Source organism: Stenotrophomonas rhizophila (assembly GCF_020857975.1).
GTDB classification, from domain to species: Bacteria; Pseudomonadota; Gammaproteobacteria; order Xanthomonadales; family Xanthomonadaceae; genus Stenotrophomonas; species Stenotrophomonas rhizophila_C.
Map to the genome: position 1 here is coordinate 76,598 of NZ_JACWUO010000009.1, position 14,515 is coordinate 91,112.

Genomic DNA, 14,515 nt, shown 5'->3' on the forward strand with positions numbered 1-14,515 from the left:
CCCGGCATGTTTGCTGACCTGATCGCGCGCGGTTGCAGTGGCGCCATCCGCGCGCTGACCGGCGCGCGTGCCCTGTGGCAGGGCTGCGCGCCGTCCAGCGAGCACCGTGTGTACTACGGCAACCACGCCAGCCACGGCGATTTCGTGCTGATCTGGTCGGCGCTGCCCAACAGCCTGCGCCGCCAGGTGCGGCCGGTGGCTGCGGCCGATTACTGGCAGCGCGACGGCCTGCGCCGCTACCTGATCCATGCGGTATTCAACGGCGTGCTGATCGAACGCGACCCGGCCAAACGGCATGACGATCCGATCGCCTGCCTGTGCCGGGCGGTGGACGAGGGCAATTCGCTGATCCTGTTTCCCGAGGGCACCCGCAACACCGATGAGGGCGTGCTGCCGTTCAAGAGCGGCATCTACCACCTGGCCCGGCAGCGCCCGGAACTGGAGTTCGTGCCGGTGTGGATCGACAACCTCAAGCGGGTGATGCCCAAGGGCCGCTGGCTGCCGCTGCCACTGCTGTGCACCACCACCTTCGGCGAGCCGCTGCGGCTGAAGGCCGATGAAGACAAGGACCGCTTCCTGGAGCGCGCGCGGATGTCGCTGCTGGCCCTGGACCCGCAGCCGCGCAGGCAGCGCGCATGATGCCGCTGCTGTTTTCCGCGTTGGCCAGCCAGGTGGCGCAGCTGTCCACCCATGCGCAGACCCGGCTGCTGTTTGCCGGCATCGCCGCGGTGCTGGTAGTGGCCACGCTGATCGCCGAAACCCTGCGCTGGCGCGCGCGGCATGCGCCGAGCACGGTGCTGGCCAACCTGGTGTCGCGGATCCGCGCGTGGTGGGTGATGGCCGCGGTGGTGGCGCTGGCGTTCTTCTTCGGGCGTACCGGGGTGGTGCTGCTGTTTGCGGTGGTGTCGCTGTTCGCGCTGCGCGAGTTCATCACCCTCACGCCCACCCGCGCCGGCGACTACTACGCGCTGCTGGCCGCGTTCTATGTGGTGCTGCCGTGGCAGTACTGGCTGGTGTGGACCGACTGGTACGGCATGTACGCGCTGCTGATCCCGGTGTATGCGTTCCTGTTCCTGCCGATCCTGGCCACCATCGGTGGCGATACCACCGACTACCTGGAACGCACGTCCAAGGTGCAGTGGGGGTTGATGATCTGCGTGTTCTGCATTTCGCACGTGCCGGCGCTGCTGAACCTGAAGCTGGCCGGGGTGGAGCCGGCGCGCAACCTGCTGCTGTTCGCCTTCCTGGTGATCGTGGTGCAGTCCTCGGACGTGCTGCAGTACATCTGGGGCAAGCTGATCGGCAAACGCCTGATCGCACCGAAGCTGTCGCCATCCAAGACCGTGGAAGGCTTCATCGGCGGGGTGCTGTCGGCCAGCGCGCTGGGCGCGGCGCTGTGGTGGTTGACCCCGTTCACGCCGTGGCAGGCGTTCGGGATGTCGCTGGTGGTCAACCTGATGGGGTTCTGGGGCGGCCTGGTGATGTCGGCGATCAAGCGCGACCGCGGCATCAAGGACTGGGGCCACATGATCGAGGGGCATGGCGGCATGCTCGACCGGTTGGACTCGGTGTGTTTCGCCGCACCGGTGTTCTTCCACCTGGTGCGCTATTTCTGGAGCGCGTGATTGCGGCGGCGTGCCGACCCACGGTCGGCACCTACCGCAGGTGCGGCAGGGCGGGCATTGATCGTCGGTCGATGCGACGCCGGCAACCGCGGCATCGTGGGTGGTGCGTGATCGCGGTAGGCATCGACCGTTGGTCGATGCGCGGCATCAGGTGGTGATGCCGTATTCCTTCAGCTTCTTGCGCAGGGTGGCGCGGTGGATGCCCAGCATCGCCGCGGCGCGGCTCTGGTTGCCCTCGCAGTGGTTGAGCACTTCCACGAACAACGGGATTTCCATTTCACGCAGCACGATCTCGTAGACATCGTCGGCGTCGCATCCATCCAGGTCGCGCAGATAACGCCGGACCGATTGGGCCACATGTTCGCGCAGCGGTGGCTTGGGCGCGCCACGACTATTGTCAGGACGAGAAAGGACAGCGTTCAAGGAGATTCCCGGTGCAGATGCCGGGGCGGACGACAGCCCCTGGCGGAAAAATGGTGGAGGTCAGTCTAGCGCGTGCGCCGGCAACCCGCCACGCTGGGCGGCAGGAAAGCCGGTTACAGGAATTCGAAGGTGAATGCGACGGTGGAGGCGGCCGGCTCGCGCACGCGGAAGGCGATCTGCGCGCTCTGGCCCGGTTCCAGCACGCTTTCGGCCTTCACCGCCGGGTCCAGATAGTGCCGGGGCGCAAACACACCGGTGCCGATCACGCGGCCGTCGGCATCGGACAGCGACAGCCGCAGCGACGGCCATGGCTGGGCCCAGCGCGCATCGTTGCGGAAGCTGGCCTGCACCTGCAGTGCCCCGGCCTGGCCGGGCACCGGGCGCACATCGCGGCTGATCATGCTGAAGGCGGCCGGCTCATGCCAGGCCGGCAGGCTGCAGCGCAGCACGCCGCACAGGCCGGCGATCCACGGCCGGCTGCCGGCATCGGCGGCCAGCCGCGCGCGGTCGGCCACCGCGATCTGCAACAGCAGCAGCGCGACCAGGCCGGCGACCAGGCCCCATTGCCAACGTGGAGTACGCAGGCGCGCGCCGGGCAGGCGCAGGAAGCTGGGCGCGGTGGCGGCGGCACGCAGCGTATCGTCAGGGTCGGCGCGGCGCGTGCTGCCTGCCGGCCCGACGTCATCGTCGCCGCCGGACGCCGGCGGCAATGGCTCGGCGGTGGTGAACGCGCTGGTTTCGCCGTGCTCGTCGCCATGTTCGCCCGGCGGCGGGTCGAACACCGACACCTGGTCGTGGTCGTCCACGTCCTGCTGCGCCAGGGGCGGTTCGGCCATCACGTCGGGCGCCGCTGGATCGGCGGCGGGCGCGGCGTCGCTGCTGGCACGCAGGAACGTGGCCAATGGGCGGCGCGTTGGAGGCTTGGGCTCGGACATCACGTCAGGACCGGGCGGGGGACGAGCTATTCAAGCACGGCGGATGCCGGTGATGCGCATCCAGTCGCCGTCCTGTGCCACCTCCAGGTGCTCGAACCACGTCGCGTAGCGTTCCAGCAGTTCGCCTTCCTGCCCGTGCAGGATGCCCGACAGGGCGATGCGGCCACCGGCTGCCACGCGTGCGGCCAGCACCTCGGCCAGCGCGTCCAGCGCCGAGGCCAGGATGTTGGCCACCACCACCGGATAGGTCGCCGCCGGTTCGTTCTCGGGCAGGTAGACCTGCACCCGGTCCTGCAGCCCGTTGCGTTCGGCGTTGTCGCCGGTGGCGATCACCGCCTGCGGGTCGTTGTCCACGCCGACCGCGTGGGCGGCACCCAGCCTCAGTGCGGCCAGCGCGAGGATGCCCGAGCCGCAGCCGAAGTCGAGCACGGTCTGCCCGGCCAGCACGCCGTCGGCGCCCAGGCCGTCCAGCCAGCGCAGGCACAGCGCCGTGGTGGGGTGGGTGCCCGAGCCGAACGCCAGGCCCGGGTCGAGCCGGATCACGGCGGCATCGGCGGCCTGCGCGGCCTCGGGCAGCGCGTGGTTCCACGGCACGATCCAGGTGCGCTCGCCGAACGCCATCGGCTGGAACTGGTCCAGCCAGGCGCGTTCCCAGTCTTCATCCTGGACCGTGCCGAAGCTGGCATTGGACCAGTCCAGGCCGGGGTCGAAGGCTTCCAGGGCGGCCAGCAACGCCAGCGCATTGGTTTCGGCCGGGAACAGGGCGGTGAGCACCAGGTCGTTCCACAGCGGGGTTTCGCCCACGCCCGGTTCCAGGATCGCGCGCTCGTTGCTGGTGTCTGCGTCGGCATCGAGCAGGGTCACCGCCAGCGCGCCGACGTCGTCCAGCGCATTCTCGTAGCGGGGCTGGGTGGTTTCGGTGCAATGGAGGGTGAGTTCCAGGAACGGCATGGCGGGGAGAGTCCTGCGGAAAACCGTGCATGCTAGACCATTGCGGCGGCGTCCTGCCGGGAGGGGCGTCTCCCGGTACGGCGAGACGCGGCACGGCGTGGCGCCCAGACAGCGCGCCAAGGCATTGCTAGACTTGGCGTTCCGCTGCCCGCCGGGGCAGCTTCCGGCCCCGCACATGCCGTTTGTGCCTCTCAAAACCTGGCTGCTGGTGGTACCGGCCCTGGCCTTGCTGGGGGCGGTGGGTTACCGCGCCGGTGGCCCGGCGCGCCAGGAGGCGCCGCTTGCCGTGGACGCAGAGCCGGTGCAGGGGGTCTTGAGCACCGGCGCGCCGCAACAGGCCCGGCAGCTGGCGCGGCAACTGCTCGGCAGCGAACGCGGCAACCAGGTGCCCTCCGGGCTGGCGCTGGACATCCGCGCCGACATCGAAGGCGACACCGATCTGTTCGCCTATGCCCAGCGCCTGCAGCTGCAGGCGGCCAACGGCAATGCCGAAGCGGCGTGGATGGCCAGCCGCGTTTACGACTACTGCGCGGTATATGCGATGGACCCCGGCGGCTACCCGTTGGACAACGCCCTGCTGGCCGGCATGGGCATGAGCGCATCGGCGCCGATGGTGGCCGCGCGCGAGCGGGTGGCACGGCGCTGTTCGGGGTTCGTCAGCAGCGACCACCTGGGCCGCGAGCTGATCCTGACCCAGCGCCGGCAGGCGGCCCGGGCCGGCAACCTGGCCGCCGAGGCCTCGCTGTTCGCCGAAGGCCAGCCGCTGCAGGACAGCCCCGGCTACCGCCGCGGCCTGGTCGAGCGCGTGCTGGATTCGCGCGACCCCGAGGCGTACATGGCCTTGTCCACCGGCATGGGCACCCGCGCCAGCGGCGACCGTGCGTTCGATGGGCTGGTGGCCGGCGATCAATTCAGCGAACTGGCATGGCGCCTGGCGGCGTGCGAGCTGGGCATGGCCTGCGGGCCGGACAGCGTATTGATGAACAATTTCTGCGCGAACGGAGGGATCTGTTCGCTCGATGGTGGGCAGGACTTTGGCACATTCGTGTATGACGCCGCGGTATCGCGGCAAGGTGCGGGGAAGATGAAAGCGTTGGTGGAACAACTGATCAAGCAGAGGAAAAGGCGATGAACTACCGTCGAATCCTGCATGGCGCCAAATTCTGGTTCTGGGTGGCGTTGTTTGTGGCGTACTCGGCCGGCGCGGTCGGCCTGGTGATGATCGATACCTACGAGGATCGTTACCGCAGCCTGTCCAAGGTGCAGTTGACCTCGGTGAAGGCCGGTGCCGACGTGCGCCGTGCCGGGGCCAGCCAGGTCGCTGCGGTGTATCGCGCGCAAAGCGGCATGCCGTTCGCCTCGCTGCCGGCCGGCAGCACCTTCCAGGTGGTGTGGCCGGATGGCTCGACCGAAACCATGGTGATCATGGACCCGACTTCGCCGCTGGGCGCCGAGCCGGTCAAGCATTCCCAGGTGACGGCCGCCGACGTCGCGCGTTGACGCGCGATGCCACGGCGGCCCCGCCGGCCGCGCGCCTGCTGCCGCGGGTGCTGCTGCCGGGGCTGGATGCCACCGGCAGCCAGCACGCCGCCTTCAGCGCGGCGATACGGCGGCATGGCGTGGCGGTCACGGTGATCGCCTATCCGCTGGACCGCGCGCTGGACTACGCTGGATTGGCCGGCTTCATACAACAGGCGCTGCCGACCGGCACCGATTACCTGCTGCTGGGCGAGTCGTTCTCGGGGCCGTTGGCCATGGCGATCGCGGCCACGCCGCCGCCGCGCCTGCGCGGCCTGATCCTCTCCACCACTTTTGCGCGCTCGCCCTGGCGGATGTGGCGGCGCCTGCAGGCGCTGCTGCATGTGGCGCCGGTACGGATGCTGCCGATGCCGGCCCTGTCGTGGCTGCTGCTCGGGCGTTGGAGCAGCCCGGCGCTGCGCACCGCGCTGGGGGCCGCACTGGCCAGCGTCGATGCCGATGTCCTGCGCAGGCGCGCGATGGCCGCACTCGGCGTGGACGTCGCCGCACAGGCGCGTGCACAGGTACTGCCGACGCTGTGCCTGCATGCCGCGCACGACCGCCTGCTGCCGGCGCGCTGCCAGCGCCACCTGTCCGCATTGCTGCCGGCCCAGGCCAGCACCACGCTGGACGGCCCGCACCTGATGCTGCAGGCCCGCCCGGAGGCGGCTGCGACGGTGATTGCCGGGTTCGTGCGGGTGGTTTGTGCGATGTCGTCCTCCTCCCGCGCGGAGAGGCAAGACGCTGCGCTTGGCCATGGATGAATGAGGTTGCCGGCCAGCGGCCGGCACTACCGGGCCATGGATGAATGAGGTTGCCGGCCAGCGGCCGGCACTACCGGTGCGTTGGGCCGATCGCCAGAAAGCAGAAAGGCGGGGAAATCCCCGCCTTTCCGTGGTGCCGCTGAACGTGGCGATCAGGTCAACGCGATCGACTTGTTCTTGCGTTCGGCCAGGCGCTTTTCCAGGTAGTGGATGTTCTGCCCACCGGCCTGGAAGCCCTTGTCGCGCATGATCCGCTGCTGCAGCGCGACGTTGGTCTTGATCCCGTCCACCACCATCTCGCTCAGCGCCACGCGCATGCGCGCGATCGCGGTTTCGCGGTCCGGGCCGTGCACGATCAGCTTGCCGATCATCGAGTCGTAGTTCGGCGGTACGCGGTAGCCGCTGTAGATATGGGTGTCCACGCGCACGCCGGGGCCACCGGGCGGATGGAAGGCGGTGATCTGGCCGGGGCTGGGCACGAAGGTTTCAGCGTCTTCGGCGTTGATCCGGCACTCGATCGCATGGCCGGTCAGCACCACATCGCTCTGCTTGATGCTCAGCTTCTGGCCGGCGGCGATGCGCAGCTGCTCGCAGACCAGGTCGATGCCGGTCACCATCTCCGTCACCGGATGTTCCACCTGCACGCGGGTGTTCATTTCGATGAAGTAGAAACGGCCGTCCTCGAACAGGAACTCGAAGGTACCCGCGCCGCGGTAGCCGATGCGGATGCAGGCTTCCACGCAGACCTTGCCGATCTGCTCGCGCATCTCTTCGCTGATGCCCGGTGCCGGTGCTTCTTCCACCACCTTCTGGTGGCGGCGCTGCATCGAGCAGTCGCGTTCGCCCAGGTGGATGGCGTTGCCCTGGCCGTCGGCCAGCACCTGGATCTCCACATGGCGCGGATTCTCCAGGAACTTCTCCATGTACACCTGGTCGTTGCTGAAGGCGGCCTTGGCTTCGGACTTGGTGGTCTCGATCGCCGCCTTCAACGATGCCTCGGCATGCACCACGCGCATGCCGCGGCCGCCGCCACCGCCGGAGGCCTTGATGATGACCGGGTAGCCGATCTCACGGGCGATCTTGGTGTTGGCCACGATGTCGTCGGTGAGCGGGCCGCCCGAGCCGGGCACGCACGGCACGCCGGCGGCCTTCATCGCACGGATCGCTTCCACCTTGTCGCCCATCAGGCGGATGGTCTCGGCCCTGGGGCCGATGAAGATGAAGCCGGATTCTTCCACGCGCTCGGCAAAATCCGCGTTTTCCGACAGGAAGCCGTAACCGGGATGGATCGCCTGGGCGTCGGTGACTTCGGCCGCGGCGATCAGCGCCGGAATGTTGAGGTAGCTCTCCGAGGACGGTGCCGGACCGATGCAGACCGACTCGTCGGCCATGGCCACGTGCTTGAGGTTGCGGTCGACCGTGGAATGCACGGCGACCGTGCGGATACCCAGGGTATGGCACGCGCGCAGGATGCGCAGTGCGATCTCCCCTCGGTTGGCAATGACGACTTTGTCGAGCATGGGCAAATCCTCAGCCGATCACGAACAGCGGCTGGTCGAATTCGACCGGCTGGCCGTTTTCGCCCAGGATGGCGACGATGGTGCCGGAGACGTCGGCCTCGATCGGGTTGAACATCTTCATCGCTTCGATGATCGCCAGCGTTTCGCCGGCCTTGACCGCCTGGCCGACCGACACGAAGGCCGGCTTGTCCGGCGAGGACGAGGCGTAGAAGGTGCCCACCATCGGCGCGCGCAGCACGTGGCCGTCCGGCAGGGCGTTGCCGGCCTTGGCGGTGCCGCCGGTGGAGGCTTCGGTCGGCGACTGCATCGGCATCGCCGGGGCAGCGGCCTGGGCCGGGGCCGGGGCCGGCGCGGGCGCCATCATCATCTGCGGGGCCTGCATCATGCCGTAGCCGGACACCGGCGCGCGCGACAGGCGCACCGATTCTTCGCCTTCCTTGATTTCGATTTCGGCCAGGTTCGACTCTTCCAGCAGGTCGATCAGCTTCTTGATTTTGCGGAGATCCATAGGGGCCTCTTTGGCTCGTGGTGTTAGTAGTGGGAAGCGCGGTGCGCTCGGGTCAAAGCAAGTCGTAGAAATCGCGCAGCTGCCGCGTGCGGTCGCGGGCGTGCGTGATCAGGCAACGCATCTGCGCGCCATTGCGCGCCGTTCCGTCGGAATTGAGGGCGTATACCGCGTCACAGTCGTGGTCGCGCAGCTGCACCCAGGCGCGCTGCGCCTGCACCAGCTGCTGCTCGGCGTTGCCGCACCAGCTGCAGGCGCCGCCGTCGGCCGGGCTGCGCAGCTGCCGGCGCGCCTGCAGATAGACGGCATTGAGCTCGACATCGGCGGCGGCGGCCACGTCCGAGGCGCACAGGTCGCTCTCCATCGTGGTGACCGGATGCGCGCAGTCGATGCCTTCGTCCCGGCGGTCGGACGCCGCAGCGCTGGCGCACAGGCCGGCCCACAGCACAACGCTGGCAACGACGCGCACGATGGCCATCACGCGACCGCAGCCGCCAGCCGGGTCAACGCGGCGTCCATCGCATAGCGATAGCTGTCCGCGCCGAAACCACAGACCACCCCGACCGCCTTGTCGCTGAAATAGCTGTGCTGGCGGAACGGCTCGCGCGCATGCGGGTTGGACAGGTGGATTTCGATGAAGGGCACGTCCACCGCGGCCAGCGCATCGCGCAGGGCCACCGAGGTATGCGTGAACGCCGCCGGGTTGATCAGGATGAAGGCGGTGCCGTCTTCACGGGCAGCCTGTACCCGGTCCACCAGGATGTGTTCGGCGTTGGATTGCAGGCGGTCCAGCGTATGCCCGGCGGCCTGCGCCTGGGCCAGCAGGGCCTGGTCGATCTGCGCCAGCGTGGTGTGCCCATACACCCCCGGCTCGCGGCTGCCGAGCAGGTTGAGGTTGGGGCCATGCAGGACCAGCAGTTTCGCCATGAGTGCCGAACGACGGGAAAGGGCGGCAGTCTGGCGGAACCTGCTGATCGTGTCCAGTTCGACGAAGTTGCGCGTGTTTCAAGCGTTCGTTTGAAAGTGTGGCGCATGCCTTGGGGCAGGGCGGTGTCGGCAGACCCCGGCGCGGGCGACGGGCCGGTCGCGGACCGCCCGCAGCGGCGATGAATGGGCGCCCCGGCCGCTGGGTGGCAGGCCCCGGATGTGCCATGCTGCTGCTGTCTCAACCTACTGGAGAATGCCGTAATGGCCAAGAGTCTGGACAAGAAGAAAGAAACCAAGAAGCAGCCCGCCAAGACCATGAAGGAAAAGAAGGCGGAGAAGAACGAAAAGAAGAACGCCCGCGGCTGATTGCCTGGGGTGACGCAGGCATCCGCGGCTGCGGGCCAGCCGTGCTGGCCCGCAGTGCGGCGTGCCTGGTCCGGCGGCTCACGCAAGGTGATGCCGCGTCGAGGCCCGGCGGCCCAGGCGCAGTAGCCGCTGCTGGCCGCACTCGGCCACAGGCTCCAATACGCGGGCACGGCCGTGGATGGCGCCGATCCCGTCTTCCGGTCCGGCGCGGCCCTGATCGGCGGCTGGCGATGCAGTAAAGCGCGCAAAGGTTGCCATGACCAACGGGGGTTACCCGCGCCCGGTCTGTCGACCAGTATCGGGTCCGGGCAAGGCATCGGCCATTGCAGGAAGGCGGCATGATCAGACGCATCGGCAGTATGTTCATCCTTGGGCTGTGCAGCGCCAGCGCGCTGGCCGCCGGCCCTGGCTATCGGCCCACCTTCCACCCGGAACAACTGAAGGGCCCGCCGGCGGGCCGACCCAACCATGTGCTGGTGCTGGGGTCGCCGCACCTGTCGGCACTGCCGGACAGCTTCGCGCCGGCCCAGCTGGAGCCGTTGCTGGGGCGTCTGGCGGCCTGGAAGCCGGAGGCCATCGCGGTGGAGGCGGTGTCCGGTCTGCAGTGCGACTTCATGCGCCGCCATCCCGCGCGGTATGCCGACAGCGTCGGCAGCTACTGCGTGGATACCGGCCCGGCGCAGGCCGCCACCGGACTGGATGTGCCAGCGGCGAACGCCGAGGCCGAGCGGCTGCTGGCGGCCTGGCCGGCCACGCCGAGTGCGGCACAGCGGCGGCGGTTGGCCGCTGTGTGGCTGGCCGCCGGTGAGCGCAATTCGGCGCTGGTGCAATGGCTGCGCCTGCCCATCGGGCAACGCATTGCCGCCGACGGCCTGAGCGAACAGCTGGTGGCCTACCTGGACAAGCGCCTGCAACGTCGCGACGAATCGGTGCTGGTGGCGGCCACACTGGCCGCACGGCTGGGGCTGGAACGGGTCTGGGCGGTGGATGACCATACCGCCGATTCGCCTACGCCCAAGGCGCTCGAAAAGGCCGCCGGCGAGGCGATCGCCAAGGCCTGGGACAACCCGTACACCCGGGCCCGCGCCGCTGCGGACATTCCGCTGCACGCCGATCTGGGCAAGCCAGACGGCCTGTTGGCGATCTACCGCGCCTACAACGCAGCGGATGCCGCGCTGCAGGCCTATCACAGCGACTTCGGCGCGGCGCTGGTCGAACCCTCGCCGCAGGGCTTCGGGCGCGGCTATGTGGGTTACTGGGAAACCCGCAACCTGCGCATGGTCGCCAATATCCGCGATGTGCTGGGGCAGGCACCGGGCATGCGCATGCTGGCCATCGTCGGTGCATCGCACAAGCCCTATTACGAGGCCTACCTCAACCAGATGCACGACTTGCAACTGGTGGACGCCGACGACGTACTGCGCTGAGGCGATGGTTGGCGGCCATACACCGACGGCGACCTGGTGCTGTCGGTCCAGGCGCTCGGCCAAGGTGTGCAGGCGCACCCTGCTGCTGGTTTCCACGGCGCGATACTGCGGCGACGATGGCCGCCATTGGTCATGATGTCGCGCGACACATGCAGGGGAGGTGCGTGTTTCCTATGCTCGCGCATCGGAACCCGTATCACCGGCAAAGGAATCGACGATGGCAATGCTGGAATCCCGTTGGCTGCTGCCGTGCGCGGTGATGGCAGGCATGGCCGCCGCCCTGCTGCAACTGGGCTGGGAACAGACCCACGGCGGCATCCTGCGCCACCACCTGTTCAATGATGCAAGCCTGCCGGCCATCTCCAATGCGTGGGGGGTAGTGGTGCTGCCGCTGCTTGGCGCGTTGGCCGGCTGGGTAGTCACCCGGCGGATGCGCGAACAACCGCGTGCCCTTGTCCCCGCGGTTGCCGGTTTTGTCGGCGCACTGGCGGCCGGCCTGGTGCTCTCGGTGGCCTTTGTGACCCGCGGCGAGCCTGCCGCCACGCAGGTGATGCTGGCGGTGTTGGCTGCCAGCGTGCTGCTCCCGGCATACCGCCCCGAATATCTGTTCGGCTTCGTGCTGGGAATGACCTTCGTCTTCGGGCCGGTGCTGCCGGCGATGGTGGCCTGCGTGCCGATGCTGATCTCGGCGGTGAGCCGATGGGTGGTGTGGCGCGGGGTGGCCTGGGCGATGGCGCGTCTGCAGGCGGGTTCGGCCGGGTAGTGGGGCGAGGAGATGTGACCGCATTCCTGGTGGCCGTTTCGGCCCGCGCCTTGCGCCGCTACCGCGCCGACATTAGCCACGGCCACGCCTGCCCGCCTATCCCTCCAGCACCAGCGCCATGTCCGGGTATCTGGCGCACATGAAATCCACGAACGCGCGTACTTTCGGCGCGGCCAGGCGCCTGGAGGTATGCAGCACCCACAGCGCCGGCTCGGCGCCGGTGAGCACGCCCCACTGCACCAGCTCACCGCGGGCGAGGTGATGGCCGGCGATGGACTGCGGGATCAGCGCCGCGCCGCCGCCGGCCAGGGCCGCGTCGCGGATCATCAGGAACGAGGAGAACCGCAGCCGCGGAATGGGCTCCAGGATCAGGCGGCCCTGGTCCAGGTTCCACGGGCCGGGCTGGAAGGTGGAGGCGACGATGCCCGGCACCGGCCGGACCGCGCCGGGCGCCGGCACCGCCAGCCCGGGGGCGGCGACCACCACCAGCCGGTCCCGTGCGAAACAGCGGCCGACCAGGCTGCTGTCCGGGCTGGGGTTGATCCGGATCACGGCATCGAACTGCTCCTCCACCAGGTCGACCATGCGGTCCTCGGCCACCACCTCGATGGCCACCTCGGGATGGGCCGCGCAGAAGTCGGCGGCGATGCGCCCCATGGCCAGCTGGGAAAACAGCACCGGGGCTGCGGCGGCGCAGGCCTGGAGCGCGGCGCTGGGGCGTGCGGTTGCCTACGGCGGCGACGATGTGGCCGCGTTCGAGGCGCAGCTGGCCGCCTACGCCCCGTCGTGGCTGGCCTATGACATGCGCTTGATGATGGCCGGCATCCAGACCTTCGGCATGCGGGCGGCGGACGGCACCGCGGACCAGCTGGCGTCCCTGCTCGGGCGCCCGTTGCGTACCTACCAGGACTTCGTTGCCGAGGCGGTTGCCAACGCATGATCGGTGCGCGGGCGGTGGGCCGGTGCGTTCCCGCGCCGGCCCACCGCGATGCAGGCCGGTTCGCGCAGCCGCGTCGTGCGCTGGCGTTACAGCACCTGTTGTACCGCCACCGCCGCGGTCACCGCCCACAGCACGACCCATAGCGCCGACACCCGGGCGATGGCCAACAGCGCAAAGCCGACCACCGCGATGGCGATGTCGGCCGGGGTGTGCACGCCCTGCGTCCATACCGGGTCATGGAATGCGGCAGCCAGCAGGCCGACCACGGCTGCACCGATCCCGGCCATCGCGCTGGCCGCCCAGCGCCGCCGCGCCAGCCCGCTCCAGACCGGCAACACCGCCAGCAGCAACAGGAAACCGGGCAGGAACAGGGCCAGCAGCGCCACCGCCGCGCCGGCCGCCGCCGGCAAACCCAAAGGCACTTCGGCGCCCAGGAACGCGGCCAGCGAAAACATCGGCCCGGGCATCGCCTGGGCCGCGCCGTAGCCGGCCAGGAATGTATCCGCGCCGACCCAGCCGGTGTCGACCACGGCCTGCTGCAACAGCGGCAAGACGACATGCCCGCCGCCGAAGACCAGTGCGCCGGCCTGGTAGAACGCGCCGGCAAGGCTGGCCATCGTGGGTGTCCCGTAGGAAGGCTGGACCAGGGCCGCGCCCAGCCCGATCAGGAACAGGAGCAGGAACACCGCTGCGCTTCGGCTGCCAAAGCGCACCGGAAACACCGCCGCCGCCGGACCGCTCACCCGCCTGCACAGCCAAAGACCCAGCACGCCGCCGCCCGCAACCGCTGCCAGCTGCGCCCAGGCATTGCCTGTGAGCACAATCAACGCACACGCGGCGGCAGCGATCAGCGCACGCGGCGCATCCGGCGCCAACTGCCGTGCCATGCCCACCAGACCATGGGCGACCACCGCCACGGCCACGAGTTTCAATCCATGCACCACCGCCGCACCGATGCCATGGTCCAGGCGCGAGGCCAGGGCGGCAACGCCGAACATCAGCAGCGCCGAGGGCAGGGTGAAGGCGACGAAGGCGGCCACCGCGCCACGCCAGCCGGCGCGGAACAGGCCGATGGCCAGGCCCATCTGGCTGCTGGCCGGCCCCGGCACGCACTGGCAGACGGCCAGCAACTGCGCGAACTGGACCTCGTCCAGCCAGCGACGGCGCTGCACCACTTCCTGGCGGAAATAGCCCACATGCGCGATCGGGCCACCGAATGCGGTCAGCCCCAGCGTGAGAAAGACACCGAATACCTCGGCGGCGGTGCCGGCGGGGGGCGCGGTATCGAGGGGCTCGGGCGTGGGCGGCGATTCGGTCACGGGAGAAACATTGCCCAGGGCCAGGAGGTAGGTACCGTCGGCCCAGTATTGCCGACCGCGGCGGTAGCGTTCAATTGCGCAACCCCCGGCCCGCGGCCGCTTGGTTTCTTTCACATCGCCTGACCTATATTCGGTGCCAACACGCCGCACGCCGCGGCCGGGTAGGGAGATTTCCATGAAAACCGTACGACTGCTGGGCGTTGCATTGACCACGGCGGCGATGCTGGCCGTTGCCCCGGCCTGGGCCGATCCGCCGCACCATGCCAAGGGCAATGGCCCCCCGGCCCACGCCGGTGGGCCGCACAGCCGCAAGGCGCCGCCGCCGGGCTGGCAGAAGAAGGCGTGGCGCCGTGGCGAGCGCCTGCCCTGGGCCGAAGTGGACCGCCGCTACTGGGTGGACGATTACGCGCACTACAAGCTGCGCGATCCCGGCCGTGGTCAACGTTGGGTGCGCCAGTCCGACAGCGAGTATCTGCTGGTGGAAATCGCTACCGGTTTGATCATCGACGCGCTGCACCGTTGATCGATGACC

At 69.2% G+C, this 14,515-nt stretch carries 16 protein-coding genes and 2 pseudogenes; 9 read left to right on the plus strand and 9 right to left on the minus strand.

Going from position 1 to position 14,515, the window contains the following annotated elements; genetic code table 11:
• The first annotated feature begins 6 nt into the window (after window positions 1-6).
• Both IC535_RS10695 and IC535_RS10700 read left to right on the plus strand, forming a co-directional pair.
• Window positions 7-639, plus strand: a complete 633-nt coding sequence (locus IC535_RS10695) for a lysophospholipid acyltransferase family protein (protein WP_228885941.1) — start codon at window positions 7-9, stop codon at window positions 637-639.
• Complete coding sequence (locus tag IC535_RS10700; RefSeq protein WP_228885942.1) at window positions 636-1,625, plus strand: phosphatidate cytidylyltransferase; 990 nt, start codon at window positions 636-638, stop codon at window positions 1,623-1,625. Before IC535_RS10695 ends, IC535_RS10700 begins: the two co-directional genes overlap by 4 nt.
• A 147-nt stretch (window positions 1,626-1,772) precedes the next feature.
• Here the strand turns inward: IC535_RS10700 and fis are convergent, their stop codons facing one another.
• From fis to prmA, 3 genes are all read right to left on the minus strand, one after another.
• Window positions 1,773-2,048 carry a DNA-binding transcriptional regulator Fis gene (gene fis, locus IC535_RS10705; protein WP_123730002.1) on the minus strand — a complete coding sequence of 92 codons (276 nt, stop codon included), beginning with the start codon at window positions 2,046-2,048 and terminating at the stop codon, window positions 1,773-1,775.
• Between the two features lie 113 nt (window positions 2,049-2,161).
• Complete coding sequence (locus IC535_RS10710; protein WP_228885943.1) at window positions 2,162-2,983, minus strand: DUF3426 domain-containing protein; 822 nt, start codon at window positions 2,981-2,983, stop codon at window positions 2,162-2,164.
• A gap of 30 nt (window positions 2,984-3,013) precedes the next feature.
• Window positions 3,014-3,934, minus strand: coding sequence for a 50S ribosomal protein L11 methyltransferase (prmA, locus tag IC535_RS10715; RefSeq protein ID WP_228885944.1), 921 nt, complete (start codon window positions 3,932-3,934; stop codon window positions 3,014-3,016).
• 175 nt (window positions 3,935-4,109) lie between these two features.
• On the opposite strand from prmA, the gene IC535_RS10720 reads away from it, so the two are divergent.
• The 3 genes from IC535_RS10720 to IC535_RS10730 are packed head-to-tail and all read left to right on the plus strand — an operon-like array spanning window position 4,110 to window position 6,216.
• On the plus strand, window positions 4,110-5,066 hold the full coding sequence (locus tag IC535_RS10720; RefSeq protein WP_228885945.1) for a hypothetical protein: 957 nt from the start codon (window positions 4,110-4,112) through the stop codon (window positions 5,064-5,066).
• A complete protein-coding gene (locus tag IC535_RS10725) occupies window positions 5,063-5,434 on the plus strand; it encodes a hypothetical protein (RefSeq protein ID WP_228885946.1) in 372 nt (123 codons plus the stop codon). The genes IC535_RS10720 and IC535_RS10725 overlap by 4 nt, the downstream gene beginning before the upstream one ends.
• Window positions 5,431-6,216 (plus strand): alpha/beta hydrolase, encoded by a 786-nt coding sequence (locus IC535_RS10730; RefSeq protein ID WP_228885947.1) that lies wholly within the window; start codon window positions 5,431-5,433, stop codon window positions 6,214-6,216. Before IC535_RS10725 ends, IC535_RS10730 begins: the two co-directional genes overlap by 4 nt.
• A 152-nt stretch (window positions 6,217-6,368) precedes the next feature.
• Here IC535_RS10730 and accC read toward each other — a convergent pair whose 3' ends face one another.
• Genes accC through aroQ form a run of 4 tightly spaced genes read right to left on the minus strand, consistent with a single transcriptional unit; the run spans window position 6,369 to window position 9,168 of the window.
• Complete coding sequence (accC, locus tag IC535_RS10735) at window positions 6,369-7,736, minus strand: acetyl-CoA carboxylase biotin carboxylase subunit (protein ID WP_228885948.1); 1,368 nt, start codon at window positions 7,734-7,736, stop codon at window positions 6,369-6,371.
• Between the two features lie 10 nt (window positions 7,737-7,746).
• On the minus strand, window positions 7,747-8,244 hold the full coding sequence (gene accB, locus IC535_RS10740) for an acetyl-CoA carboxylase biotin carboxyl carrier protein (protein ID WP_228885949.1): 498 nt from the start codon (window positions 8,242-8,244) through the stop codon (window positions 7,747-7,749).
• A gap of 52 nt (window positions 8,245-8,296) precedes the next feature.
• Window positions 8,297-8,719, minus strand: a complete 423-nt coding sequence (locus IC535_RS10745) for a lysozyme inhibitor LprI family protein (RefSeq protein ID WP_228885950.1) — start codon at window positions 8,717-8,719, stop codon at window positions 8,297-8,299.
• Window positions 8,719-9,168 (minus strand): type II 3-dehydroquinate dehydratase, encoded by a 450-nt coding sequence (aroQ, locus tag IC535_RS10750; RefSeq protein ID WP_228885951.1) that lies wholly within the window; start codon window positions 9,166-9,168, stop codon window positions 8,719-8,721. Before aroQ ends, IC535_RS10745 begins: the two co-directional genes overlap by 1 nt.
• 704 nt (window positions 9,169-9,872) lie before the next feature.
• Here aroQ and IC535_RS10755 point away from each other — a divergent pair.
• Window positions 9,873-10,961 carry a DUF5694 domain-containing protein gene (locus tag IC535_RS10755; protein WP_228885953.1) on the plus strand — a complete coding sequence of 363 codons (1,089 nt, stop codon included), beginning with the start codon at window positions 9,873-9,875 and terminating at the stop codon, window positions 10,959-10,961.
• Window positions 10,962-11,184: 223 nt separating this feature from the next.
• On the plus strand, window positions 11,185-11,724 hold the full coding sequence (locus IC535_RS10760; protein ID WP_228885954.1) for a hypothetical protein: 540 nt from the start codon (window positions 11,185-11,187) through the stop codon (window positions 11,722-11,724).
• 96 nt (window positions 11,725-11,820) lie between these two features.
• Here IC535_RS10760 and IC535_RS10765 read toward each other — a convergent pair.
• Window positions 11,821-12,411: pseudogene (locus tag IC535_RS10765) on the minus strand (LysR substrate-binding domain-containing protein); the annotation flags it as partial.
• Here IC535_RS10765 and IC535_RS18800 point away from each other — a divergent pair.
• Window positions 12,401-12,664 (plus strand): annotated as a pseudogene (locus IC535_RS18800) (NmrA/HSCARG family protein); the annotation flags it as partial. The pseudogenes IC535_RS10765 and IC535_RS18800 overlap by 11 nt on opposite strands.
• 86 nt (window positions 12,665-12,750) lie before the next feature.
• Here the strand turns inward: IC535_RS18800 and chrA are convergent.
• Window positions 12,751-13,983 (minus strand): chromate efflux transporter, encoded by a 1,233-nt coding sequence (gene chrA / locus IC535_RS10770; RefSeq protein ID WP_228885955.1) that lies wholly within the window; start codon window positions 13,981-13,983, stop codon window positions 12,751-12,753.
• A gap of 175 nt (window positions 13,984-14,158) precedes the next feature.
• Here chrA and IC535_RS10775 point away from each other — a divergent pair, with 175 nt between their 5' ends.
• On the plus strand, window positions 14,159-14,506 hold the full coding sequence (locus IC535_RS10775; protein WP_228885956.1) for an RcnB family protein: 348 nt from the start codon (window positions 14,159-14,161) through the stop codon (window positions 14,504-14,506).
• Window positions 14,507-14,515: the final 9 nt, after the last annotated feature.